The organism is Ruegeria sp. CDSC068 (assembly GCF_059610545.1).
The window spans coordinates 1-25,559 of the sequence record NZ_JBXWNV010000019.1 but is presented as its reverse complement, the minus strand read 5'-3'; the positions used below and the strand labels follow the sequence as shown (position 1 = coordinate 25,559).

Annotated in this window: 23 protein-coding genes and 1 tRNA gene; 16 read left to right on the top strand and 8 right to left on the bottom strand. The window is 58.1% G+C overall.

The window, feature by feature from the left end; translation table 11 throughout:
* Positions 1-4: 4 nt before the first annotated feature.
* On the bottom strand, positions 5-469 hold the full coding sequence (locus AC2FID_RS22215) for a nuclear transport factor 2 family protein (protein ID WP_496838755.1): 465 nt from the start codon (positions 467-469) through the stop codon (positions 5-7).
* Positions 470-770: 301 nt separating this feature from the next.
* Between AC2FID_RS22215 and AC2FID_RS22210 the strand changes: the two genes are divergently transcribed.
* Together AC2FID_RS22210 and AC2FID_RS22205 are read left to right on the top strand one after the other, a co-directional pair.
* Positions 771-1,334 carry a TetR/AcrR family transcriptional regulator gene (locus tag AC2FID_RS22210; RefSeq protein WP_496838753.1) on the top strand — a complete coding sequence of 188 codons (564 nt, stop codon included), beginning with the start codon at positions 771-773 and terminating at the stop codon, positions 1,332-1,334.
* Between the two features lie 126 nt (positions 1,335-1,460).
* Complete coding sequence (locus AC2FID_RS22205; RefSeq protein WP_108859173.1) at positions 1,461-2,618, top strand: acyl-CoA dehydrogenase family protein; 1,158 nt, start codon at positions 1,461-1,463, stop codon at positions 2,616-2,618.
* A 146-nt stretch (positions 2,619-2,764) separates the two neighbouring features.
* On the opposite strand, the gene AC2FID_RS22200 is transcribed toward AC2FID_RS22205, so the two are convergent.
* Positions 2,765-3,655, bottom strand: coding sequence for a LysR substrate-binding domain-containing protein (locus AC2FID_RS22200; protein ID WP_496838751.1), 891 nt, complete (start codon positions 3,653-3,655; stop codon positions 2,765-2,767).
* Positions 3,656-3,751: 96 nt separating this feature from the next.
* Here AC2FID_RS22200 and AC2FID_RS22195 point away from each other — a divergent pair, with 96 nt between their 5' ends.
* The 4 genes from AC2FID_RS22195 to AC2FID_RS22180 are packed head-to-tail and all read left to right on the top strand — an operon-like array spanning position 3,752 to position 9,477.
* Positions 3,752-4,918, top strand: coding sequence for a pyridoxal phosphate-dependent aminotransferase (locus AC2FID_RS22195; protein WP_496838749.1), 1,167 nt, complete (start codon positions 3,752-3,754; stop codon positions 4,916-4,918).
* A 24-nt stretch (positions 4,919-4,942) separates the two neighbouring features.
* Positions 4,943-7,135 (top strand): dehydrogenase E1 component subunit alpha/beta, encoded by a 2,193-nt coding sequence (locus AC2FID_RS22190; RefSeq protein ID WP_496838748.1) that lies wholly within the window; start codon positions 4,943-4,945, stop codon positions 7,133-7,135.
* Positions 7,132-8,166 (top strand): ACP S-malonyltransferase, encoded by a 1,035-nt coding sequence (locus AC2FID_RS22185; RefSeq protein WP_496838747.1) that lies wholly within the window; start codon positions 7,132-7,134, stop codon positions 8,164-8,166. Before AC2FID_RS22190 ends, AC2FID_RS22185 begins: the two co-directional genes overlap by 4 nt.
* 39 nt (positions 8,167-8,205) lie before the next feature.
* Positions 8,206-9,477, top strand: a complete 1,272-nt coding sequence (locus tag AC2FID_RS22180; RefSeq protein ID WP_496838745.1) for an NAD(P)/FAD-dependent oxidoreductase — start codon at positions 8,206-8,208, stop codon at positions 9,475-9,477.
* A 2-nt stretch (positions 9,478-9,479) separates the two neighbouring features.
* On the opposite strand, the gene AC2FID_RS22175 is transcribed toward AC2FID_RS22180, so the two are convergent.
* A complete protein-coding gene (locus tag AC2FID_RS22175) occupies positions 9,480-10,181 on the bottom strand; it encodes an SDR family oxidoreductase (RefSeq protein WP_496696479.1) in 702 nt (233 codons plus the stop codon).
* Between the two features lie 103 nt (positions 10,182-10,284).
* Here AC2FID_RS22175 and AC2FID_RS22170 point away from each other — a divergent pair, with 103 nt between their 5' ends.
* A complete protein-coding gene (locus AC2FID_RS22170) occupies positions 10,285-11,136 on the top strand; it encodes a LysR substrate-binding domain-containing protein (protein ID WP_496835538.1) in 852 nt (283 codons plus the stop codon).
* Here AC2FID_RS22170 and AC2FID_RS22165 read toward each other — a convergent pair.
* A complete protein-coding gene (locus AC2FID_RS22165; RefSeq protein ID WP_108859179.1) occupies positions 11,127-12,029 on the bottom strand; it encodes a LysR family transcriptional regulator in 903 nt (300 codons plus the stop codon). The two genes, AC2FID_RS22170 and AC2FID_RS22165, sit on opposite strands and share 10 nt — an antisense overlap.
* A gap of 76 nt (positions 12,030-12,105) precedes the next feature.
* Here AC2FID_RS22165 and AC2FID_RS22160 point away from each other — a divergent pair, with 76 nt between their 5' ends.
* The 5 genes from AC2FID_RS22160 to AC2FID_RS22140 all read left to right on the top strand — a co-directional run bounded on the left by AC2FID_RS22160 (position 12,106) and on the right by AC2FID_RS22140 (position 19,283).
* Complete coding sequence (locus AC2FID_RS22160) at positions 12,106-15,318, top strand: reductive dehalogenase (protein ID WP_496838742.1); 3,213 nt, start codon at positions 12,106-12,108, stop codon at positions 15,316-15,318.
* 129 nt (positions 15,319-15,447) lie between these two features.
* Positions 15,448-16,314 (top strand): FAD binding domain-containing protein, encoded by an 867-nt coding sequence (locus tag AC2FID_RS22155; RefSeq protein ID WP_496838740.1) that lies wholly within the window; start codon positions 15,448-15,450, stop codon positions 16,312-16,314.
* On the top strand, positions 16,311-16,790 hold the full coding sequence (locus AC2FID_RS22150; RefSeq protein ID WP_058278395.1) for a (2Fe-2S)-binding protein: 480 nt from the start codon (positions 16,311-16,313) through the stop codon (positions 16,788-16,790). The genes AC2FID_RS22155 and AC2FID_RS22150 overlap by 4 nt, the downstream gene beginning before the upstream one ends.
* Complete coding sequence (locus AC2FID_RS22145; protein ID WP_496757269.1) at positions 16,790-19,045, top strand: xanthine dehydrogenase family protein molybdopterin-binding subunit; 2,256 nt, start codon at positions 16,790-16,792, stop codon at positions 19,043-19,045. The genes AC2FID_RS22150 and AC2FID_RS22145 overlap by 1 nt, the downstream gene beginning before the upstream one ends.
* Positions 19,038-19,283 carry a MoaD/ThiS family protein gene (locus tag AC2FID_RS22140; RefSeq protein ID WP_170559220.1) on the top strand — a complete coding sequence of 82 codons (246 nt, stop codon included), beginning with the start codon at positions 19,038-19,040 and terminating at the stop codon, positions 19,281-19,283. Before AC2FID_RS22145 ends, AC2FID_RS22140 begins: the two co-directional genes overlap by 8 nt.
* Here the strand turns inward: AC2FID_RS22140 and AC2FID_RS22135 are convergent.
* On the bottom strand, positions 19,280-19,987 hold the full coding sequence (locus tag AC2FID_RS22135; RefSeq protein WP_496757271.1) for a lysophospholipid acyltransferase family protein: 708 nt from the start codon (positions 19,985-19,987) through the stop codon (positions 19,280-19,282). The genes AC2FID_RS22140 and AC2FID_RS22135 overlap by 4 nt on opposite strands.
* A gap of 143 nt (positions 19,988-20,130) precedes the next feature.
* Between AC2FID_RS22135 and AC2FID_RS22130 the strand changes: the two genes are divergently transcribed.
* The 3 genes from AC2FID_RS22130 to lptF all read left to right on the top strand — a co-directional run bounded on the left by AC2FID_RS22130 (position 20,131) and on the right by lptF (position 21,984).
* Positions 20,131-20,206 (top strand) — tRNA-Trp (locus tag AC2FID_RS22130).
* 288 nt (positions 20,207-20,494) lie between these two features.
* Positions 20,495-20,662, top strand: a complete 168-nt coding sequence (locus AC2FID_RS22125) for a hypothetical protein (RefSeq protein WP_282170985.1) — start codon at positions 20,495-20,497, stop codon at positions 20,660-20,662.
* A gap of 182 nt (positions 20,663-20,844) precedes the next feature.
* Positions 20,845-21,984: an LPS export ABC transporter permease LptF gene (gene lptF / locus AC2FID_RS22120; protein ID WP_282170984.1), complete on the top strand. Its 1,140-nt coding sequence runs from the start codon at positions 20,845-20,847 to the stop codon at positions 21,982-21,984.
* Here lptF and AC2FID_RS22115 read toward each other — a convergent pair.
* Positions 21,981-22,811, bottom strand: coding sequence for a LysR family transcriptional regulator (locus tag AC2FID_RS22115; protein WP_496838737.1), 831 nt, complete (start codon positions 22,809-22,811; stop codon positions 21,981-21,983). The two genes, lptF and AC2FID_RS22115, sit on opposite strands and share 4 nt — an antisense overlap.
* Positions 22,812-22,911: 100 nt before the next feature.
* Between AC2FID_RS22115 and AC2FID_RS22110 the strand changes: the two genes are divergently transcribed.
* Entirely contained in the window at positions 22,912-23,502 is a 591-nt protein-coding gene (locus AC2FID_RS22110; protein ID WP_496838736.1) for an HD domain-containing protein, read from the top strand.
* Here the strand turns inward: AC2FID_RS22110 and speB are convergent.
* On the bottom strand, positions 23,499-24,341 hold the full coding sequence (gene speB / locus AC2FID_RS22105; protein ID WP_282121098.1) for an agmatinase: 843 nt from the start codon (positions 24,339-24,341) through the stop codon (positions 23,499-23,501). The two genes, AC2FID_RS22110 and speB, sit on opposite strands and share 4 nt — an antisense overlap.
* A complete protein-coding gene (gene nspC / locus AC2FID_RS22100) occupies positions 24,338-25,507 on the bottom strand; it encodes a carboxynorspermidine decarboxylase (RefSeq protein WP_496838766.1) in 1,170 nt (389 codons plus the stop codon). The genes speB and nspC overlap by 4 nt, the downstream gene beginning before the upstream one ends.
* Between the last annotated feature and the right edge of the window lie 52 nt (positions 25,508-25,559).

Sequence of the window (25,559 nt, the reverse complement as noted above, 5' to 3'; positions counted from 1 at the left end):
CCTTTCAAAGTCCCAGATCGGACAGGCCGGGGTGATCGTCCGGGCGGGGGCCTTGCGGCCAGAAAAACAGACGTTCGGTTTCTGCAATCGGCAGGTCGTTCAGCGATGCGTGGCGTTCGGCCATTCGACCATCTTCGGCAAACCGCCAGTTTTCGTTGCCATAAGACCGGAACCACTGACCGCTGTCGTCACGCCATTCATATGCATAACGAACCGCAATGCGGTCACTGGAAAAGGCCCACAGCTCTTTGATCAACCGATAGTCCAGTTCCTTGTGCCACTTGCGTGTCAGAAAGGCATGGATGTCTGCATGGCCGCTAAGGAATTCTGCCCGATTTCTCCACTGGCTGTCTTCGGTATAGGCCGGGGTCACGACGTCCGCATCACGGCTGTTCCAGGCGTTTTCCGCCAATCGCACTTTTTGCGTTGCGGTTTCCAGGGTGAACGGGGGCAGAGGAGGACGGTTCATGCGCGGGTCTTTCAGGTCAGAGAAGCCGCCATCAAGGCGATAGTCAAGAGAAGGGGGATGTACTGGTGCGAGAGAGGTCTGGTGCGGGGTCTCATATGTTCGCTCCTGAGTTTACTGATCGGTACACTGTGCCTTGAATGTGTACAGATCGGTAACCTTTTTCAAGTGTTGAGTTGGATTTATTTGACCCTGCATTTGAGTCTTCTAAGGGGAGTAAGTGAAAACAGCAGGTTAGGCTGTGTCTGTTGCAGCCATCGCTGCGGTGCATTATGTACCGATCAGTACATACAGGAGCTGACAGATGCGCCCGAACAAACGTGACGAGCTGGTCCGCAAGGCTTTGCAGGTCTTCTATCGTGACGGATTTCACGCCACCGGCATGGACAAGTTAGTGGTCGAGACGGGCGTGTCGAAAACGTCGATGTACAAACATTTCCGTACCAAGGAAGAGCTGATCCTGGCGGTTTTAAAGTTGCGTGATGAGAACTTTCGCAAATGGTTCCTGCAACGGGTAGATGAGCTAGCCGATACACCGGCCGAACGGCTGATCGCCAGTTTCGATGTGCTGGGCGAATGGTTCCTGGAGGACAGCTTTCGCGGATGCATGTTCATCAAAGCGGGCGCAGAGTATCAGGAACAAGATCACCCGATCCATGTGCAGGCAGCCGAACACAAGCATCTGATGCTCGAATTTCTCACCAATTTGGCCCGCCAGGCAGGCGCACGTGATCCCGAGGCATTGGGATGCCAGCTGCTGCTCTTGCAAGAGGGCGCAATCGTAACGGCCGTCCTGGTAAAAAGCTGCGATCCTGCGCGAGATGCAAAGGCAGCGGCACAGGTTCTGCTGGATAATGCCCTGGCTTGACTAGGTTTAAACCTGTGAACGTAAGGTCTTGTGCGAAAAAGACGTTGCGTAGCAATCCGGTGGATGGGTTGGTTTGCGCGATGCCCAACGCTACCCTTATCGAAATTCGATTTGGGAGAAGCCTACATGTCGCTATTCAAGCCAACCGCCAACTGGGTCACTGACGAACATCAGATGTTTGCCGAAATGGCAAACCGGTTCATGGACGACGAACTTGTGCCCAATATCGAACGCTGGAACCAAAACGGCATGGTCGATCGCGAATTCTGGAACAAGGCCGGGGACATGGGGCTGATGGCCGGCGCTATTGCTGAGGAATATGGTGGCGTTGGCGGCGGGATTGGGTTCGACGCGGTCACGATGTACGGGCAAGCCGCACGCGGTGACTCGGGTTGGGGTTTTGGAATTCAGTCGATTGTTGTCCATTACCTGAACGCCTACGGCAGCGAGGATCAAAAGCACAAATGGTTGCCCCGTTTGGCATCCGGTGAAATGGTTGGCGCTTTGGCTATGACTGAGCCGGGAACAGGTTCGGACGTTCAGTCCGTTCGCACTACGGCAGACAAGGACGGAAATTCCTATCGCCTGAACGGATCCAAGATCTTTATCACCAACGGCCAGTCCGCCGATTTGATCCTGGTGGCCGCAAAGACGGATAAATCGCAAGGGTCCAAGGGCGTATCGCTGATCGCAGTAGAAACCGAAGGCGCAGAAGGATTTCGCCGGGGCCGTAACCTCAAGAAACTGGGGATGAAGGCCAACGATACGGCCGAGCTGTTCTTTGAAGACGTCAAGGTTCCGATGACGAACCTGATCGGACCTGAGGAAGGTCAAGGCTTCTATCAGATGATGAAGCAACTGCCGTGGGAACGTTTGACCATCGGTATCATGGCGCTGGGCGCGATCGACTTCGCGATTGCCGAAACTGTACGCTATACGCAGGAACGCAAGGCCTTTGGCCAACGCGTTATGGACTTTCAGAACACGCGTTTCAAACTGGCTGAGTGCAAAACCAAAGCCGAAGTTCTGCGCAGTTTCGTCAATGACTGCATCGCACAACTCGAGGCTGGTACATTAGATGCGGCGACGGCTTCTATGGTGAAATACTGGGGTTCAGAAGTGCAGAACGAGATCATGCACGAATGCCTTCAGTTGTTCGGTGGGTACGGGTTCATGATGGAATACCCGATTGCCCGGCTTTATGCGGATGCGCGGGTGCAAATGATCTACGGCGGCACCAACGAGATCATGAAGGAACTGATCGCCCGTTCGCTGGACAAGTAACGCACCCAAAGGGCTCCCGCCTGTCGTCAACGTTTCTGGAAAAACGTTTCCTCCCGTTGGGTCGGGCAGGTGCGGGCGCAGCCCGCACCTGCCCGACCCCTCTGCCGTCCGCAGGACGCAAAGCCGAAGGCTGCGCAGTTTTTGGATCAGAATGGGCCAACCTGACCTTGCAGCCATATCCGAAACGACCGTAGCGGTTCGGATTCCGGCCGTGACTGCGGCCAGACCAAAAAGAATTGCCCAAGGCTGATGCGGGGGCCGTTCCACGCTGGAACCAACCTTTCGGTTTTCAGTTCGTCTTCGATCAGATAGCTGGGCAATAGCGCCGTTCCCAGCCCGTGGATCGTGGCCTGCACCATGGTCGAGAACTGATCGAACAGCATTCCCCGCATCCCTGATACGTCACGCCCTTGTGCCGCAAACCATCGCTCCCAAGCGTCCGGTCGAGTCTCGAGATGCAGCAGGGGAGCCGTCATTAGCCAGCTCAAGTCCTGCTCCTGATCTGGCAATAGGTCCGGAGCGCAGACCGGAACCACATCTTCACGCATGATCGGCAGGTAATTGACGCCCGGCCAGTTCTTTTGGCCGAAGTGGATGGCGGCATCAAAATGTTCGGTCTCGAAATCAAACGGCTTGAGGCATGTGCTCAGGTTCACGGTCACTTCGGGGTGGCGACGGGCAAAATCCTGCAAGCGCGGCGCCAGCCAGTGCATTCCAAAGGCGGGCAGGATGGACAGGTTCAGCGACCCGCCTGTTGGGTTGGCCTTTAGTTTCAGTGACGCCTGCGCAATCTGGTTCAGCGCTGTGCGCGCCACCTGAACATAATCTTTCGCGGCGGGGGTCAGGTGCAATCGCATCTGATTGCGCTGGATAAGCGCGACACCCAGTTGTTCCTCCATGGACTTTAGCTGTCGGCTGATCGCGCTTTGGGTCAATGACAGCTCCTCGGCTGCTGCCGAGGCACTGCCGAGGCGATCAACCGCTTCCAATGCCAGAAGAGAGGGGATCGAGGGGAGAAACCGACGTGGTGCAATCATATGATAAATCCTCATACCTTTCACACGGAATATCACTGGCAATTGCCGTTCACCAGCCCGATACAGAGGCGTGGATTCCAATGTGGATGTGGACCAATGACCCTAACGACCAGTATTCAAGATTTTCAGCCCGCCGACAGGTTGAATGGCATTGAGCTGTCAGAGATCGTTCGTATCTCAGAGCAGGCCGCGCGCCTTCGGGCGCAGGGTGTCGACGTGATTGCGCTCAGCACTGGCGAGCCTGATTTCCCGACGCCGTCGCATGTTGTTGAGGCGGCCCACCGCGCAGCTATTGACGGGCAGACGCGATACCCCGCAACGGCAGGAACGCCCTCTTTGCGATCAGCGATCGCGACTGAGGCTGGCGCGCATCCCGAGAACGTAGTCGTTTCGACGGGTGCCAAGCAGGTTTTGTCCTGCGCAATGATGGCAACTCTGAACCCCGGTGATGAAGTGATTATGACTGCTCCATTCTGGACAAGCTATGCGGATATGGTCAGTTTGGCTGGCGGTGTCCCCGTAGTCGTCAGCTGTCCGGCGACGCAGAAATTCAAACTGACGCCGGATCAGTTGGAGGCCGCGATCACCCCGCGCACGCGTTGGCTGCTGCTGAATTCCCCGTCCAATCCAACTGGCGCGGTCTATTCCAAGGCGGAATTGCAGGCGCTGGGCGCGGTATTGCAAAACTATCCTCAGGTCTGGGTGATTTCTGACGAGATTTATCAACACCTGTCTTTTGTGCCTTTCACGCCCTTTGTGCAGGCCGTTCCCGAATTAGCGGAACGAACGTTGATCGTAAACGGCGTGTCCAAGGCCTATTCCATGACCGGCTGGCGTATCGGGTGGGGTATCGGCCCTGCTGAGTTGATCAAGGCGATGGTGGCTGTGCAGGGGCAAATCACGTCGGGGGCGTGTTCGATTGCCCAGGCTGCAGCATTGGAGGCCATCAACGGGCCGCAAGGCTTGCTGGCAGAACGCCGTCAGGCAATGCGAGCGCGCCGCGATCTGGTTGTCGAAGGGCTAAACGCCGCTGGTCTGGAATGTGCCGTGCCGGATGGCGCGTTTTACGTCTTTCCCAAAACTCATGTGAAAATGGCCACAGACCATGAATTCTGTCGCTTTCTGCTGGATGAGGCGGGTGTGGCGCTGGTGCCGGGGCGTGCGTTTGGGATGCCGGGGCATTTGCGGCTTTCTTTTGCCTATGCCACTGAAAGCCTGCAAGAAGGTATGCGCCGTATCGCGGACGCTACCGCCAAATTGTAACCAATTAACCCCGGAAGACACCCAATGGATCGCGCCCAGATCGTTCACGAGAATTTCCTGACACGGGTCGCCAATCGCGACTTTCCCGACGGAGCAAAGCCGCGGCAGGGTCTGAGCAATACCGATGCGGTGTCGCTGTTCCGGTCACAGGTCCTTAGCCGTGCGTTGGACCGGACCAGCCGGGCGATGCAGAAGGCGGGGCAGGGGTTTTACACCATCGGATCATCCGGCCACGAAGGGATGGCCGCCGTGGCGCATGCCTTGCGCCCGACCGATATCGCCTTTCTTCACTACCGGGATGCCGCCTTTCAGATCGCGCGGGCTGAGCAGGTGCCGGGCCAGCAGATCGCGTGGGACATGCTGCTGAGTTTTGCCTGTTCGAAAGAGGATCCGACCTCGGGCGGGCGGCATAAGGTACTGGGGTCCAAAGCGTTGACGATCCCGCCGCAGACTTCGACTATCGCTAGCCACTTGCCCAAGGCGGTGGGCGCTGCGTATTCGCTAGGTGCCGCGCGGAGACACGATCCTGAACACCGTGAACTGCCCTTGGACGGGATTGCGATGTGTTCCTTCGGGGATGCCTCGGCCAACCACTCCACCGCGCAGGGCGCGATCAACACCGCAGGCTGGACCAGCGTGCAATCGACGCCTCTGCCGCTGTTGTTTGTGTGTGAAGATAACGGGATTGGAATCTCGGTCAAAACGCCCAAAGGCTGGATACAGGCGTCGATGGAGCATCGCCCCGGGATCAAGTACTTTCAGGCCAACGGTCTGGATATCTATGAGACCTTCGCGGTTGCGCAAGACGCCGCCGAGTATGTCCGTACCCGCCGGAAACCGGCCTTCCTGCACCTGAAAACCGTCCGCCTTTACGGACACGCAGGCGCAGATGTGCCGACCACGTACCTGCCGAAGTCCGAGGTTGAGGCGGACGAGGCCAACGATCCCCTGTTGCACTCGGTGCGCTTGCTGGAACAGGCCGGGGCGTTGGCGCCGGAACAGGCGTTGAAAATCTACGAAGACACCTGCGCCCGTACTGATCGCATCGCGGCGGAGGCCGCAACCCGTCCGCACCTGACCACCGCCTCTGAGGTTATGGCCAGCCTGATCCCGCCAAAACGGGCTTGTAAGCCCACTAACGGTCCCAGCGCCGAAGCGCGCGACAAGGCCTTTGGCGGCGACACGCGGGCAATGGATGATCCGCAACCCATGAGCCGTCTGGTCAACTGGGCGCTGACCGATCTGATGCTGGAACACGGCGAGGTCGTTTGCATGGGCGAAGATGTCGGCCGCAAGGGCGGCGTCTATGGCGTGACCCAGAAACTGCAGCAACGCTTTGGCCCGGACCGGGTGATCGACACGCTGTTGGATGAGCAGTCCATTCTGGGATTGGCCATTGGCATGGGGCATAACGGGTTCATTCCGATCCCCGAAATCCAGTTCCTCGCTTATCTGCACAATGCCGAGGACCAGATCAGAGGCGAAGCCGCGACGCTGCCCTTTTTCTCGAACGGGCAGTTCACCAACCCGATGGTTCTACGCATTGCGGGGCTTGGCTATCAGAAAGGGTTCGGCGGTCATTTCCACAACGACAATTCTCTAGCTGTCCTGCGCGATATTCCCGGCGTGATCATTGCCTGTCCATCGACAGGCGCGGATGCGGCGAAGATGCTGCGCGAATGCGTACGGCTGGCGCGCGAAGAACAGCGGGTCGTGGTCTTTCTGGAACCTATTGCGCTTTATCCGATGCGCGATCTGCACGATGCACAGGACGCAGGCTGGATGACGACGTATCCGTCGCCTGACCAGAGTATCGCGCTGGGTGAGGTGGGCGTGCATGGCGAGGGTAAAGATCTGGCCATCGTCACTTATGGAAACGGGCATTACCTGTCGAAACAGGCTCTGCCCGAGTTGGAGGCAGCAGGCGTGAAAACCCGTATCATCGACATGCGCTGGCTGGCACCTCTCCCAATTGAGGCTCTGCGTCAGGCCACAAAGGGTTGCAAACACGTCTTGATCGTCGACGAGTGCCGCCGGACGGGCAGCCAGTCTGAGGGGCTGATGACCTTTTTCACTGAAAACAGTCCCTCTACCCCTAGCGCGCGCGTCGTGGCCGAAGATTGTTTTATCGCAACTGGTCCCGCCTATGCCGCTCCGCTGCCATCGAAGGACGGGATTATCACCGCTGCGCTAAAACTGACGGGGGGTCGCTCATGACCCGCACAGCTGTCGTGATCTGCCCCGGTCGGGGTACATACAACAAGCCCGAGCTTGGCTATCTGCATCGCCACCACGCGCAGCAGACTGCGATGTTTAGGCGCTTCGACGCGATACGTGCGGAAGCAGGACAAGAGGCCGTTACCGCATTGGATGGCGCAGCGCGGTTCACAGTTTCCAAGTATTCAAAAGGCGATATTGCTTCACCGCTCATCTACGCAGCTTCGCTGGCAGACGCGCAATCGCTGGCCGATGATATCGAGGTGGTCGCGGTCACCGGGAACTCGATGGGGTGGTATATTGCGCTGGCCGCTTCCGGGGCGTTGTCGCCTGACGACGGGTTCCGCGTAGTGAACACGATGGGAACACTGATGCAGGATCACCTGATCGGCGGTCAATTGGTTTACCCCTTTGCCGACGACGGTTGGGCGAACGACGCTGTTCGCAAGGCAGAGCTGCTGGCGGATTTGAAACGCATCAATGCGATGGACGGTTATGACCTTGCTTTGTCCATTGATCTGGGCGGAATGCTGGTTCTGGCAGGCAATGAGATGGGGCTGAAGGCTTTCGAGGCGTCACAACCCAACGTGCAGGACCGTTTCCCGATGCGCTTGCCAAACCATGCCGCGTTTCACACTTCCTTGCAGGCACCGGTCGCTACCGAAGGGCGTACGCTCTTGGGCGCGGATTTGTTCCGACAGCCTGAACGGCCCCTGATCGACGGTCGCGGAAAGGTTTGGTGGCCGGGTGCGACGGATACGCATGCGCTTTGGGATTATACCCTGGGCCACCAAGTGACCGAACCCTATGACTTTACCCGTGCGATCCAGACCGCCGCGCATGAGTTCGCGCCAGACCTGTTCATTGTTACCGGCCCCGGCGCGACCTTAGGTGGCGCAGTGGCGCAATCCCTTGTTCTGGCGAACTGGCGTGGCATGGGTAACAAGGCTGATTTTCAAGCGAAACAGGATGCGCAACCCTTCCTGATCGCCATTGGGCGCCAGGATCAAAGAGCGCTTGCAACCGGCTGACACTGCCCTGATGATCCGCGCAATTTCAAGGAGCGCGACGTGAGCGACCACAACCAGTCCCTTTGGCTGAATACATGCCGTGAACATGTCGAACCCAGTGTTTCGACCGGTGATATCACTGTTGATCTGGCGGTGATCGGTGGTGGGTACACCGGCTGTTCTGCGGCCCTGACTGCAGCCAAGGCTGGTGCCTCGGTCTGTCTGCTTGAGGCGCATGACATCGGTCACGGCGGATCGGGCCGCAATGTCGGGCTGGCGAATGCGGGGCTTTGGTTGCCGCCCGTTGAGATTCGCGCGCATCTGGGTGACATGGTTGGGGATCGGCTGGTTGACCTTCTGGCTGCTGCTCCATCAGAGGTGTTCAGCCTGATCGACCAACATGGGATAGACTGCGAACCTGTGCGCAACGGAACTTTGCACTGTGCGCATTCGGCTGCGGGTCTTCGGGATCTGCAGACGCGCCATGCGCAACTCAGCGCTGCTGGTGCACCGGTTGAGTTGCTGTCTGCAGAACTGACAGCGCAGCGCACCGGCAGTGCGGCCTTTGGTGGCGCCCTATTCGATCCGCGCGCCGGAACCATCCAGCCATTGGCATATGTGCGCGGATTGGCCCGTGCCGGGGTTGAGGCTGGCGCGTTGGTTTCCACGCAAGATCCGGTTCTGTCCATGCAGCAGATGGATGGAATCTGGGTGATGAAGACTGCTCGGCGCTCAGTGCGCGCCAAATGGGTCATTCAGGCGACCAATGCCTATCACCGTGATCTGACCGCATCGGCCCCCGCCTATGTGCCGGTCTATTATTTCCAATATGCCACGGCCCCATTGTCCGACAATCTGCGCGCTAGCGTTTTGCCGGGGGATGAGGGGTGCTGGGACACAGACCTGATCATGACCTCGTTCCGAATGGATCAAGAGGGGCGGTTTATCATCGGTGCCATGGGTGATCTGGATCAGGCAGGCGGCGGGATTCATAAAACCTGGATCAAGCGCAAACTGGCACAGCTGTATCCGCAACTGGCCGATCAGCCATTGGTCGAAGGGTGGCATGGCCGCATCGCCATGACGTCAGACCACATCCCGAAGATTACGCAGATCGGTCCCAATGCTCTGTCCGTTCATGGTTTTTCGGGGCGTGGAATCGGGCCAGGCACTGTCTTTGGCCGCCTTGTTGCCCAAAGTCTGTTGCAGGACGATCCAAGCCTTTTGCCGGTGCCCGCAGTCCCAGAGTATCAGGAAAAGTGGATAGGGCTACGCCGCGCCTATTTTGAAACCGGCGCGGCGCTGATCCATTTTGTCAAAGCGCGGTTCTGACCTCAGACCGCGCGGGTGATGCCGCCATCAACCCGGATGTTTTGACCGGTGATATAGCCGCCGCCCTCTGATGCAAGCATCGCCACGACCGAGGCGATCTCGTCATAGCTGCGTCCATAGCGGCCCATCGGGATACGCGCGCGGAATTCCTCTTTCTCTGGCAGGCTGTCGATGAACCCTGGCAAGACGTTGTTCATCCGGATGTTGTCAGCCGCGTAATGATCCGAGAACAGCTTGGTGAAAGCGGCCAAACCTGCGCGGAACACGCCCGAGGTTGGGAAGACAGGGTCGGGCTCGAACGCGGCGAAGGTCGAAATGTTGATGATCGATCCGCCACCTTGCTTCTGCATAATAGGTGTCACCAGCCGGGTTGGTCTGACGGCGTTCAGGAAATAGACGTCCATTCCGGTGTGCCAATCCTCGTCCGTCAGCTCCAGCACTGGCGCGCGCGGTCCGTGACCGGCCGAGTTGACCAGCACGTCTATACGCCCCCAATGGGACATCGCGGTATCGACCAGTTTTTGCAGATCATCCGTCGACTGGTTTGACCCGGTCACACCAACGCCACCAAGTTCGTGCGCCAGTGCTTCACCCTTGCCAGAAGACGACAGGATGCCGACCTTGAACCCGTCTGCGGCCAGACGTCGGGCTGAATCTGCGCCCATTCCGCTGCCGCCCGCTGTTATCAGCGCCACTTTGGTCATGTGATTTCTCCATTCATTGATGGCATGAAGATGCGCTTTGGCGATCTGATTGACCAATCAGTTCTGCTGGCCTTATGATGTAGAAAAACTACAGGGTGCTACGATGGCGGCTCTTCCCCCTTTGAACGCTTTGCGGGCCTTCGAAGCTTCGGCGCGGCATCTGAACTTTCGCTTGGCTGCCGAGGACCTGGGCGTTACCCAAGGTGCTGTCGCGCAACAGGTGCGCGGGCTTGAGGCACGATTGGCTGTGACGCTCTTTGACCGCTTGCCACGTGGCCTTGCGCTGACCGAGGCCGGGCGCAGGTTCCATGCGCCCTTGCGCCGGGCCTTCCGTCTGATCGAAGAGGCCGTCGAGGATCTTTCTGGGGACAGACAAATTACTATCTCTGTCACGCCCAGCTTTGCCTCGAAATGGCTGGTTCCACGACTTCCGGACTTTACGCGGCACCACCCTGATATTGCCGTGCAGGTTGACGCGCGGGAACGGCTGGCGGATTTCCAGGGGGACGGTGTCGACATTGCCGTTCGGCAAGGGCGCGCGCCTTTTGGGCCGGGGGTGGTCGCTACGCCTCTGTTTTCCACAACTTTCGTTCCGGTTTGCGGTCCTGAGATGGCGGCCAGAATTGCGCATCCTGCTGACCTGATAAAGCACACTCTGCTGAACGACACCCATGGGCTGTGGCCTTTGTTTCTGCAGCGGGCAGGGATCACCGGCAAGCCAAAGATGATGAATTTCAGCCAGACCAGCCTTGCCATCGACGCAGCCGTGTCGGGCCAGGGTGTTGCGCTTGCTAACGAACCGCTTGTTTCTGCCCAGTTGGCCGCCGGTCAGTTGGTGCGCCCGATCCCGGACGAGCTGGTCGAGGACTTGGGCTTTTACATCGTAACACCCAAACAGCCACGCCAACCCGCGCTGGTCGCAGTGATGAAAGACTGGTTGCTGTCTCAATCCTGAAGCGTCGCTGCGATGGCTTCGATCCTGTCACGCAACCAGCGATGTGCCGGGTCATTGGAAGATCTTTGGTGCCAGACCATGTAGATAGAGACAGGGTCGCACGCGAAGGGCAGAGGTGCACAATCCAACGCATGTAGCGGCCCGTGTTTCATCAACGCCGTATCGGTTGAAATCAGGTCGCCGCCTTTCACAAATGAGGTAATGGCATTGAAATGCGGCAGGGTAACCGTCGGTGGCCTGATCTGGTTTTGATCGACACCCCGCATAACAGCGCGCGAGCTGCGGCCATCCGCAAAGCGCACTTCGACATGCTCGGTTTCGCAATAGGTTTCCCAACTGTCCGGAGGAGATCGTCGCGTGTCATCATAGTAGATCATCAACGGGCTGCTGAGGATGCGCTTTTGAAAGATGTCCGGTCCATCCGGCGGCAAAGGCGTCAGCATCAATTGACACCGATCGCTTCGCAGCAGCTCAGGGTCTGGAACACCTGATGGGATAAACCCCAACCCCAGCCGCACGCCTTCGGCCCGAACCTCTTGCAGCAATTGCGGGAAAATCAATTCCCTCGGCATGTCGTTTGTGGCGATGTGAAAGACCATCTCTTCGGACAGCGGGTCGAACGGGCGGTCCTCGGTCAGTGCGCGCATATTGTCCAGAACCTGCTGAACAGGATCTTTCAGGGACAAGGCGCGCTCAGTAGGGGTCAGACCTTGCCCTGATCTGATAAATAACGGATCGCCCAGAACCACCCGAAGTTTGGACAGGGTGTGGCTGATGGCCGATTGCGTCACGCCAAGCCGATCTGCGGCCTTGGACACCGAGTTTTCTTCGAGAATGGTTAGAAAGACCCTCAGGACTTTCCCGTCCAGGTCCATAAAATCTATTTTGCTCATACCGCTTATGATTATTCATGAATGGATTTACTGTCCACGCCGCATTAGGTGAGACCTAGAAATTAGGAGGCGCACGATGGGGATCCGCTTTTTCTCGGACAAGAACCGGCCGGTCCACATGGGGCCTTATCCGTTGGAGCGGTTGGCACGTCAGAGCGTTGCGCCGGACCTGTCTGCCGTGCCGCCGATGCCCGTACTCAGTTTTCAGCGGCCGGATCAGCCTGAAAGCATCGTCAACGCAATGGGTGAGTTTCAGGCGATGATGGACGCTATTCGTGATGGCTTCGTGAATGCCGTGCCCTCTGAAATCCCGGCTGATCCGACCGCGCGCGCACATCACCTGAAGGCATTTGGCTATTTCAATGATGCGTCGATGATGGGGTGCGGGCCTTTGCCTGCCGAGGCGATGCTGTCCCAGCCGCGTCATAACCCCGACATTGATCGTCTGGCCCATGCGCTGAAGACCCGGCAGACCAAGACGCTGGCGTCGGGTATTGATGTCATCATGGCCGACCTGAAGGAAAGCATGGAGGCCGCGCCCAAGCCGATGGACACCCACCGCCACGCCATCGTCTTTGTCTATGAACACAACCGTGATCCGAACCCGGATGAGCCTGGCTCTGATTGGATTATGGACGCGCAGGATCACCGTTCTTGTTTGCTGGCGACCGAAAATGCGGTGGTGATTGCCAATTATATCCGGTTGTTGGGGTTCGATGCGCGGGCGCATACCGCGATGTCCTCTGAGGTTGATCTGGGCAAGCTGGCGGTGGCGGCTGGTTTAGCCTCGGTCGAGGGTGGCGATGTCGTTATGCCGTGGTTAGGCAAGCGGTTTGGTCTGGCAGCTGTTACAACCGAGATGGAGATTGCGCATGATCAACCCCTGCAATCCATGGCGCAGCAACCGTGGTTTCGCACTCAGGGCCCGGCGTGGTGGCTGGGGACGGGGTTCGCCAAGAACGCGCTGAACCGGGATGCTTACGCCAAACGACGCTACGTGGACGGGGCACAACCTTTCGAGAAGCTTAAGCGCGTCGAGGACCCGACGACCTACATCGACGAAGAAAACGTGGCCCGCGTTCCCAAACGCGCCGACATGTTTGCCCGCGCACAATTCGGGGATATGGGCAAACCGCTGCAGGATGCAGCCAGGGGGGGGCACTACGTGCGCAAGGCCGCCCCCAGTTTCGCGCAACGCCGTTCACTGGGCGCATTTGTGCTATTGCAGGATGGCGACAGCGCGGATGGCCCGTGTCCGACCGATGCCGCCCGAAATGCCGCGAATATCAAGGCCGCGACCTATTTCATTGGAGGCGATGCCGTGGGCCTCAGCCGTTGTCCTGAATGGGCGTGGTACTCTCACGACGCGACCGGAGAAGAGATCAACCCGACCCACGATCAGGCCATCAGCATGATCATCGACCAGGGCTATGAAACGATGGAGGGGTCCAGCGGCGATGACTGGATCGCAGTTGCCCAGTCAATGCGCGCTTATCTGCGGTTTTCGCTACTGGGCGGTGTAATTGCGCAGCAGATCCGCAACCTCGGTTACAAAGCCAAGGCGCATACGGTCATGGATGGCGAAGTGCTTCAGCCGCCGCTTTTGCTGCTGTCTGGATTGGGCGAGGTCAGCCGGATTGGCGAGGTCATCCTGAACCCTTATCTCGGGCCCCGGCTCAAGTCCGGCGCGGTGACAACCGACATGCCGATGGAGCACGACAAACCGATTGATTTTGGCCTGCAGACTTTCTGTGAAAGCTGCAACAAATGCGCGCGCGAATGTCCTTCTGGGGCAATCACCGCGGGGCCGAAACTCATGTTCAACGGCTATGAGATCTGGAAATCCGACAGTCAGAAATGTGCGACCTATCGCGTGACCACCCCTGGCGGTGCAATGTGCGGGCGTTGCATGAAGACCTGCCCGTGGAACCTTGAGGGTATCTTCAAGGAACGCCCGTTCCGCTGGGCCGCGATGAACATCCCGAAAGCCGCGCCGGCATTGGCGAAACTGGACGATGCCGTGGGTAATGGCGGATTGAACGACACCAAGAAATGGTGGTGGGATATTGAATTGCAGGCGGATGGAGCTTACCGCCCGACGAAACATCCGCTGAACCGGCGTGACCTGCAAACGGATCTGGACCTGCAGTTCGAAGATCAGACATTAGCCGTCTATCCTGCCTATCTGGCCCCCCATCCGTGGCCATATCCCTTTGCGATGGACCGCGAGGCCGGGATTGCGGCCTATCAGGCGATGGTGTCAGCCGAAGAATACAAAAACCGCAAGGCAGCAGGGGATACTTCGATCGTGCATCGTTACTCGATCGCGGGCGATGCGCCGGTGATGCGAGTTGCGCTGACCAAGGTCGACAAGATGACGGCGGGTGTGACCAAGTATGAATTCTCGGCCCTGAATGGCGCGCCGTTACCGGATTGGACCGCCGGGGCGCATCTGGATGTGCTGGTCGCGCCTGAGTTTCTGCGTCAGTATTCTATGTCGGGGGACCCGTCGGACGGGTCAGTCTATCAGATCGGCGTTCTGCGCGAGGATGAAGGTCGCGGCGGTTCGGCCCTGTTGCATAGAATCTTCAGCGAGGGGCGCAAGGTCTTCATCTCGAAACCGATCAACCATTTCGAACTGGATGAAACTGCAACAAAGACCTTCCTGATGGGTGGTGGGATCGGCATCACCCCGATGATTGCATTTGCTCATCGGTTGCATGCGCTGGGCAAGCCGTTCGCGTTACACTATTCCGCCAGCACCCGTGCTGGGGCCGGGTACCTGAACGATCTGGCGGCGATGCCCTGGGCCGACCACGTGCATTTTCATTTCTCGGATGAAGGAACGCGCGCCGATCTGGATGCAGTCCTGTCGGGTTATCAGGAAGGGTGGCACGTCTATACCTGCGGACCGGATCGCTACATGGACGGTGTCATACAAGCGGCCGACCGGCAGGGATTTCCCGAAGAGGCCCGGCACCTGGAGTATTTCTCAGTCCCCGAACAGCCGGATTATGAAAATCACTCCTTCACGTTGAAGCTGGCGAAGTCGGGTAGGGAACTGACCGTCCCCAAAGACAAAGATGCCGCTCAGATATTGAACGAGGCGGGTATTCATGTGGATGTGAAATGCGCCGACGGCATATGTGGCGTCTGCAAATGCGGTGTGGTTTCCGGCGATATTGAGCATCGTGATTTCGTTCTGTCCAACAAACAGCGCGAGGGCGCGATCATCTTGTGTCAAAGCCGCGCGGCTGAACCTGACGGTGTGATTGAACTCGACCTCTGATCTGAGGTCTGAAAACGACTTCGATTAACACAAAAATTGGTCGTTCCAGCCATGGACGCCGTGGGGCTGCTGCACTAACGTCCCCCGCGAACCCCAGTGAATCCTGATCAACAGGTGCGAGGTATTTTCATGGATTATCACAGCCCCGCCAGCTTTGCCGAGGCGTCGGCTCTGGCCGCGAATGCGACGGGCATTACCCGGTTTCTGGCAGGAGGCACCGATGTTCTGGTGCAGCTGCGCTCGGAACTTGTGACCCCCGACACGCTGATCGACATCAAAAAGATCGACGGCGTCAGCGACATCATCAGCAATGCCGATGGCAGCTGGACGATTGGCGTCGCGGCCACCGGTGCCGAGATGAGCGAACATTCCGAATTGGGCGGCGATTGGCCCGGCGTGGTCGAGGCGATGGACTTGATCGGTTCGACCCAAGTGCAGGGTCGCGCAACGCTGACTGGGAACCTGTGCAATGGCTCTCCTGCGGCCGATTCTGTGCCTGCTATGGTCGCCGCCGGAGTGACCGTTACTGTCACAGGACCCGAAGGTACGCGCGAGGTTGCTGTCGAAGAAATTCCGACCGGCCCCGGCAAAACGTCGCTGTCCAAGGGTGAGCTGGTCTCGGCCGTGCACATTCCCGCACGGGGTGAGGATGGCGGCGACGCCTATCTGCGGTTCATACCACGGACCGAAATGGACATTGCCGTCGTTGGCGTGGGTGTAAACCTTCGTCTGGACGGCGACACTGTCACCGAAGCCCGCGTGTCGTTGGGTGCTGTCGCCCCGACCGTTCTGCTGGTCGAAGACTGTGCCAAGGCCATCGTCGGCAGTACACTGGACGACGCCGCGCTTGATGCGCTGGCTGCTGCGGCATCCGTTGCGTGCAACCCGATTGACGACAAGCGCGGCACCATCGCGTTCCGCACCGAGGTCGCTGGCGTTCTGGCCAAGCGCGCCGCGAAAATCGCCTATGCCCGTGCGAAGGGAGAACAAGCATGAGCAAGTTCCACGTATCCACCACTGTAAACGGCGACTCGGTTGAATACCTCTGCGACCCGCGCGAAACCCTGCTGGACTGTCTGCGCGACAAGCTGAACCTGACCGGCGCGAAAGAAGGCTGTGGTACTGGTGACTGCGGCGCGTGTTCCGTCTCGGTCGACGGGCGCCTGGTCTGTTCCTGCTTGATGCTGGGCGTCGAGGCCGATGGCAAGCAGATCGAAACGGTCGAGGGCATCGCGGATGGCGACGTTCTGCACCCGCTGCAGCAGAAGTTTATCGAACACGCCGCGCTTCAGTGCGGCATCTGCACACCGGGCATTCTGGTCGCGGCCAAGTCTCTGTTGGAAAAGAACCCAAACCCGACAGAAGAAGAAACCCGGTACTGGCTGGCAGGGAACCTGTGCCGCTGCACCGGTTATGACAAGATCATTCGCGCTGTGATGGAAACAGCCGAAGAACTGCGGGAGGCTTCGTAATGGCACTCGACGATCGCAAATCTGAATTCACCTTTGTTGGCACGCGACCGAACCGTCCCGATGGGTTGGACAAGGTTACGGGCCGCGCCAAGTTCGGGGCCGATATGTCGGCACCCGGTATGCTACACGGCGCGATCCTGCGCTCGCCTCACGCCCATGCGCGGATCGTGAAGATCAACACGTCAATGGCCGAGGCGCACAAGGACGTCAAAGCCGTCGTGACCCGCGCGGATTTTGCCGATGTGCCGTTCAAGCCCGGGCTTGAAGGCGAGTTCTGGAACGTTCTGGAAAACGTTATGGCGGGCGAAAAGGCCCTGTATGACGGTCACGCCGTTGCCGCTGTTGCTGCTACGTCTGCCCTTGCAGCGCGTGATGCGCTAAAGCTGATTGAGGTCGAATACGAAGTGCTGCCCCACGTCACTGATGTGGACAAAGCGATGGCCTCGGATGCTCCAGTCATTCGCGAAAGTGCTGCGGACTATTCGGTGCCCGAGGGCATGCACCCCAATGTCGTGCGGTACCACGAAAGTGGTCATGGCGATGTCGAGGCCGGCTTTGCCGAAGCTGACCTGATCATCGAAGACAGCTTTGTCACTGAGGCGACCCATCAGGGCTATATCGAACCGCATGCCTGCCTGGGTATGCTGGGCAATGATGGCAAGGGTGAGCTGTGGTGCACGACCCAAGGCCACTGGATCGCGCAGAAAACCTGTGCAGCGCTGTTGGGCATTGAGACCTCACAGCTGCGCGTGACTGCGTCTGAGATTGGTGGCGGCTTTGGCGGCAAGACAACCGTCTTTATCGAACCCGTTGCGCTGGCGCTGAGCCGCAAGGCCAACCGCCCGGTCAAGGTTGTGATGACCCGATCCGAAGTGTTTCGGGCAACCGGTCCCACTTCGTCGGCGTCGATGGACATCAAGATCGGGATGAAGAAGGACGGGACCATCTCTGCCGCGCAGGGCGTTTTCCGCCTGCAGGGTGGGGCCTTCCCCGGAGCGCCTGGTGACATGACCGCCATGTGCGCCTTTGCGCCCTACAACCTGACCAACGTCAAACAGATCGGCTATGACGTGATGGCCAACCGCCCGAAACAGGCGGCCTATCGTGCACCCGGTGCGCCGATGGGGGCTTTTGCGGTTGAATCGGTGATTGACGAGCTGTGCAAAAAGCTGGGCCTCGATCCTGTTGATGTGCGTCTGAAGAATGCCGCGCATGAGGGTACCAAAGCCAGCTATGGCCCGCGTTACGAGCGCATCGGGCTGGTTGAGACGTTGGAAGCCGCCAAGGCGCATCCGCACTACTCGGCGCCGCTGAAACCAGGGCAGGGGCGCGGCATCTCCTGCGGGTTCTGGTTTAACCACGGTGGTGAAACTTCGGTCTCGCTATCTCTGTCCGAGGACGGTTCGGCCCAGTTGATGGTCGGTACGCCGGACATCGGCGGCTCGCGTGCATCTATGGCGCTGATGGCGGCTGAGGTGCTGGGCATTCCCTACGAAAACATCCGGGTGACCATCGCCGATACAGCGACGCTTGGGTACAACGACGTCAGCCACGGCTCTCGCGTGACGTACGCCTCCGGTCTGGCGACCATCAAAGCAGCCAAACACGCGGTCGAAAAACTGTGCGAACGCGCGGCGGCCAGCTGGGGAATTCCGACGGACGCAGTCAAATGGGAAAACGGCTGTGCGGTGCCCTCTGGCCCCAATGCCGGTGATTTCGATCCGCGGCCACTGGCTGATATCACGGCTCATATGGGCTCGACAGGCGGACCGATCTCAGGCCATTTCGAAGCGACCCCGGAAGGCGCAGGCGTGTCCTTTGGTACCCATATCGTCGATGCCGAGGTTGATCCGGAAACCGGCAAGACTGCGATCACCCGCTACACGGTCATCCAGGATGCCGGTAAGGCGATCCACCCAACCTATGTGGAAGGGCAGTATCAGGGCGGTGCTGCGCAAGGCATAGGCTGGGCGCTGAACGAGGAATACATCTATGGCGAGGATGGTCGCCTGCAGAACTCGATCTTCCTCGACTATCGCATACCCGTCGCCAGTGACCTGCCGATGATCGACACGGTGATTGTCGAAGTGCCCAACCCCGGTCACCCCTTCGGTGTACGAGGCGTCGGCGAGACCGGCATCGTGCCGCCTCTGGCCGCCATTGCCAACGCCGTGTCCCATGCGGCTGGCGTGCGCATGCGTCAGTTGCCGATGTCGCCGCCGCGTATTCTGGCCGCGCTCAAGGACGATGGTTGAAGTTCATCTCTGGTCCGGCCTCCGGTCATTGACCGGGGGCCAGCAGGTCGTCGAGGTTGAAGCCAAGACGACCGGAGATCTGTTACGCGCATTGGTGCTCGCCCACCCACAGCTTCAAGGCCCTATTGATGCCGGGGTGTCTATTGCAATTGATGGCCGTGTTATAGCCACAGGGCTGACCGAGCCAATCCCTGAAGGCAGCGAAGTTTACCTGATGCAGCGGTTAAGGGGCGGTTAGGCCTCTGGCGACCACGGTTCGCGCCCGACCATGCGGTCGGCTTCAGCAGTGATATCGTTCATATGCTGCTCAAGGCTTTGGCGCAGCTCCTCGATTTCCTCTTCGGATGCTTTGCGAGGCACGGTCTCGGTCCACTCGCGGCACAGAAAGACTCCCTTGTTTCGCCAGGGGCGGGGCATCAAAAGACGATCCCATGTACCCGCTTCGCTGCCATAATGTGCAGAAAAGGTGATCCCGAAGATTCGTTTGCCAGATGTGCGCGCCCAAACCAATGGCACCGTGGAAAGCACACGCTCGGGTCCACGTGGTCCGTCAGCAGCGATGCCGATGGAAATCCCTTGTTTGATCTTACCGATCACTTCTCGCGAGACGGCAACGTTGCTTTTATGTTTGCTGGCCATGGCGATCGTGTCCATTCCGAACAATTTCTGCACCCGACCCACCATGCTGCCTGCGCGCGCAGACGAAGTGATTGAGCAGATGCGTCCTTTGTCCAGCGGGAAGAAGTACGGCGACTGCGCCAGCCTTTGATGCCACAGCACCACGATCACCGGCTCACCTTGTTCGGCCAACTGATCCAGTTCTTCGTATCCGATACGCTGCCATTTGGTGTTGCGATTGACCATCCGGATATAACTTGCGATGCGGCGCGCGGCCCAGTTCAAAACGGCTTCGCTGTCGGCGATCTTTTTGCGGATACTCACGGATTGGGTCCCTCGTACTGACCAAACCGTGTCTTATAGAACTAAACGCTGCACGCAACTTGTTTGTCGGGTGCATTAGTCGCGCGGAATTTGAAAAAGCCTCTTGAGTCCGCTGCGCGGCTGGCATATTTGATGCGCACCTTAGGGGTATAGCTCAGTTGGTAGAGCGACGGTCTCCAAAACCGTAGGTCGCGGGTTCGAACCCTGCTGCCCCTGCCATTTCTCCAATGAAAACCTAGAATCGGTGGAAGCCTTGTGAATTGCTCTCGTTCGTCGGGGCGCACGACTGCAGGCCGCTTCATGGAAAATTATCGGATCGCTATGGTCAGACGAGCGAGGATTTTCGAGAGATTGGATGTTTATGAATGCTTTTCAGAGCCCAGGCGCCGAGCCTGCCGTTAGGTTAACCCGGTAAGAACCCAGTGTTTTTACTTGATTTATTCGGTTTGTGTCAAAATACTGGCGAAAGTTTGTCGACTTAGCGATGTCAAGTTTGAGGTAGTAGTGATGGCGTATGGTGAAAGTTCGGAACTGACGGAAGACCAAAAGAAGTGGGCCGAATGGACGATGCATCCTAAGAAGCGCAAGTTCAAACTAACCGACTATGCGTCTGTCGTAGTCATTGCTGCGTCTGTCGTTGTCGTGACCGGTGTCCATCACTACGTGATCTTCTAAGTAGTTCAGAAATAAAGATTTTTGACCTTTACCTGCCTTGTTTTTGGGGAGTGAAGTTCGCAATCTTACTTTGTCCAGACATCGTTCTTCCCGCGCCCTGCTGTCAAAGGGTCAATCCCGGTTTCCTACGCCAGTAGAATGGCCTATGGTCCTGCCCACAACAGACAGGCGGAAGAGGGTTCATGTCGCGCTTTGATGGTTACTTCCTGCGGCAACTGCTGATTCTGTTCGGCTTTTTCACCTTGGTTCTGGTGGGTGTATTCTGGATTACCCGTTCCGTCAGCCTGTTTGACCGGGTGATCAGCGGCGGCCAACCCGCGATGGTGTTTCTGGAATTTACCGCACTGACCCTGCCGACCCTGATCCGCACTGTGATGCCAATGGCGGTGTTTGCTGCAGCCGTCTATGCCACCAACCGCCTGAGCCGTGAAAGCGAGATGACAGTGATGCTGGCCACCGGGACCAGCCCCTGGAGATTGGCGCGCGCAGTGTTCGTATTTGGCATCGTAACTGGCTTGATGATGGCCGCGATCAGTGTCTTCCTGCGCCCCGCGTCAGTTGAACAATTGGAACAGCGTCAGGCCGAGGTCGCGGGGGATGTCACCGCTCAGCTTTTGAATGAAGGTGAATTTCTGCATCCCGCGCAGGGTGTTACGGTTTACATCGGGAAAATTGATCTCGACGGCACGTTATCCGAGGTTTTTGTTTCGGATCGTCGGGATGAAGAGAGCCCGGTCAGCTATTCCAGCAAGACGGCCTATCTGGTCAACAATGGCTCCGGCATTCATCTGGTGATGGTGGACGGGATCGCATTGCGCCTGAACCCGGAAGGCAGGACGCTGTCTTCGACACTTTTTGCGGATGCCTCTTATGACATCTCGGAACTCACAAATTCAGACACCAACGCCATGCGCAGTCTTGAGGCGATCCCAACGCTCGAGCTTTTGCAGGGCCGGGAAAGTATTCTTGCGACCGAGCAGTTCTCGGAAGGGGAACTGATCGAAGAGCTGCATCAGCGTTTTTCATGGATCGCCATTTGTATCGCGGTGGCGATGGCTGGTTTTTCAACGCTGATGCTGGGCAGTTTTTCGCGCTTTGGGCTGTGGCCACAGATATTCGGAGCTTTCACGATTTTGGTCCTGTTGGAGGGGGTCCGGGGCTTTGTGTCCCCGGTCGTGATTGATGATCCAAACCTGTGGATTTTGCTTTATCTTCCGGCGATTGTCGGCGTCTTGATTTCATGCGTGTTCCTGTTGATCGCCGGGCGGCCATTGCTGCGCACCCGATCGCGGGGGGCGAATGGAGCCTTGTCTCAAGCTTAATCCGCCGCACGCAGTTCGGTCAGGCAGGCCACCACGTCATCGAAGGCTTCGCTGTCCCGCCGGGTCACCAGATAAAGCGGCAACATCAGGTCTATCGCTTCGGTAACCGGCACAAAGGTGCCTTCGTTCAATTGATCCCGAATAACATATTCGGGAAAGTACCCCGTGCCGCCGCGCTGCAAAACATACCGCAGGCCCATCATGCAATTGCCCAAAAAAAGCGTCTGTCCTGCCGCTTTGCGCGCTGCTGACCGCACGTGGTCCTGATAAACTTCGCCTAACTCGAGATTTACGAAAACTGGGTCTTTGCCCGCGCCGAGGGTTTCGACCAGCAATAAACGTTCCGGTGCCAGTTCGTGATATAGAACGCGCCGATCAGATGGTTTTTCGTGGGTCAGTGCGGCATCCAATACATGCGTCGCCACGGCCTCGACCATGTTGAGGTCATGATCGTAGTTCAGGGTCAGTAGTAGCTGGCCATGGCGTTGTTCATAGCGAACGGCCAGATCGACCAGTAATGGATCCCAAACGCTGAGCTGTGCACCAAGGCGAAGGGCGATCCGGTGCGGTGTCTGCCCCGGAAGGTCACGAGAGGCGAAGGACCACAATGACAACATCTGCTCGGCATAGGGTCGAAACTGCTGTCCGAATTCTGTCAGGTTGGTGCCGCCTGCGCCCCGAGTGAACAAGGGCTTTCCGGTTTCCTCTTCGATCAGTTTGATACGGGCGCTGACCGCTGTCTGAGTGATGTTGAGGTGTCGTGCAGCGGCATGGAAGCCACCGGTGTCTGCAACGCACAGAAATGTCTCAAGGGCTTTGATTTGCATGTCGAAAGTATTTTTTGATCGAAGTGATAAAATCAATTCATTTTTTTCAGCTGTTGCCTTCGGATATGCTGGCCGTAGCAGATCAGCCAGAGGAAACATCATGCTGGACAAAAGCCACAAACCCACCTGGACCAGTTTTGAAGAGGCGACTAAAGCCGATTGGGACGCCGTCAAGGAGTATGAAGAGGCGTTCAACGCCGCCCTTCCAGACCGAATCCTGGACGCGATCCGTTCCCTGGACGAAGCGCGGACCCCATACCCGGTCAATCGTTACCAGCACAGCCTTCAGGCCGCGACGCGTGCCCACGAGGATGGTGCGGATGAAGAACTGGTGGTCGCGGCACTGATCCATGACACCGGAGATATTCTGTCACCGTATAACCACGGTGAGTTGTCGGCAGCGATGATGAAACCTTATGTCAGCGAGAAAACCCACTGGATATTAAAACACCACTGCGTGTTCCAAGGCTATTACTACAATCACCACCTGGGTGGTGATCGTAACGCCCGCGACAAGTACCGCGACAGCCCCTATTGGGAGGACTGCCGTTACTTCTGCCATGAATACGATCAGAAGGCGTTTGATCCCGAGTATCCGACCAAACCGCTTGAGTTCTTTGAACCCATGCTGCGCCGCGTCCTGAACAAGGGCGAAGGCCATATGGAACTGAATGAAACGTCCGAGGGTTAACAGGCGGCCATCAGACGATAAACGATCTGCGCGGCGGTGAAGTCCCAGGCGGCATTGCCGTTAGGGGCCAGTTCCACCACGTCGAAGCCTATGCATTTGCGGCCTTTCAGGGTGTGTTCTACCAGCCGTAACGCCTGATAATATCCCAGGCCACCGGGCACCGGAGTTCCGGTGGCGGGCATGATCGCCGGGTCCAGCCCGTCGACATCGAAACTGACATAGACCAGCTCGGGGAAATCCTCTGGCAGGTCGACAGTGTGGATATTGCCTGTGACCAGATCTTCTGCATCTACGTGGAAGATGTGGTTTTTCAGGCGGCTCTGTGCCTCTTCAGTCGAAAAGGCACGGACACCGAACTGAGCCAATCGAACGCCTTCTTCGGCCAGCAGGTGCATGACCGAAGCATGGGAGTGTTTTTCCCCCTGATAGGCGTTGCGCAGGTCAGCATGGGCGTCGATCTGAACTATGCCGATGGGTTGACCTAACGCGCGGGCCACTCCCATGACGGCGCCGTAACTGAGGGAATGCTCTCCGCCCAAAGTCACTGGAACCCTACCAGCGCGAACAGCGGCTTCGGTGCGCTGGGCAAGACGCTCCATGATCTCGGACAGGGCGGCGTCGCAATCCACCGGTTCTTCGGTGAAGATCCCCTCGACGCATGGCTCGGCGTGCCCGGTGATGCGTTCCAGCTCATTGCTGGCTTCGATGATGGCATCAGGCCCTTTGGCCGTGCCCGAGCCGTAAGAGACCGTGCGCTCTAGCGGCACCGGGATCACGCGAAAACGGGCATCCTCGGTGCGCTCAGATGCGGTTAGTTCACTGTCGAGGAAAATGCTCATGAGAGTCTGTCCTTAAAGTCGTCATAGCCGAACTGCTTGATGATCTTCAGCTCGTCCGTTTCGCTATTCCACAGGGCAATGGTGGGTAACGGTACGCCGTTGAACGTATTGGTCTTGACCATCGAATAATGCGCCTGATCCAGGAAGGCAAAACGCTGGCCGATTTCCAATGGCTGATCCCATGTGTAATCCCCGATCACATCACCGGCCAGACAGGAGGGGCCGCCCAGACGGTAGGTGTGGCCTGCTTCGGTCTCATCCATCAGGGCGGGACGATAGGGGGCTTCGATCACGTCAGGCATGTGGCAGGTTGCCGAGATATCGGTGATTGCAAGGTTCATACCATTGGTTGGCAGGTCGAGGATTTCGCCGACCAAGATACCTGCGTCCAGAGCGACCGCCTCACCGGGTTCGAGATAGACTTCGATACCGTATTTCTCGCGGATGTCCCGGATGAAAGCCACCAGCCCGTCGCGGTCATAGTCGTCGCGCGTGATATGATGACCGCCTCCAAAGTTCAGCCATTTGAATTGGCCGAGGAAGGGCTCGAGTTTTGGCAGGACGGCTTCCCAAGTGCGTTGCAATGGCGCGAACCCTTGTTCGCAGAGCGTGTGCATGTGCAGGCCATCAACCCCGGTCAATTCGTCGGTCGTCAACTGACTGATTGGGGTGCCAAGGCGAGAGCAGGGCGCACAGGGGTCATATTTTGGGATCTCGCCTTCGGAATGCTCCGGGTTGATGCGCAGACCGACCTGAACGCCAGCGTTCCGAGCTTTGGCAAGAAACCGTTCTTTTTGCGCTGGTGAGTTGAATATGATGTGATCGGACAACGACAGAATTTCATCGACGTCCGCATTCTTGTACCCGGCGCAGAAGGTCGCGACCTCGCCACCATATTCTTCGCGACCCAGCCGTGCTTCGAAAATGCCGGACGCGCATGTGCCGCCTAAATGTTGGCGGACAAGCGGGGCGAGCGAGAACATCGAGAATGCCTTGAGAGCACTCAGCACATGGGCACCGGATCGGCTTCCAATATCGGCGAGAATGGTCAGGTTCCGCTCGACGGCTTTTTCATCAACCACGAAGCATGGGCTTGGCACGCGGCTCAGGTCAAAGCTGCGAAAGGCTCCGGCGTCTCCGGCCTGTGTGGTCATCATGTCGGACATGTCCGGCACCTCCGAATTGTGGAGGGTCCGGGGGCTCTGCCCCCGGACCCCC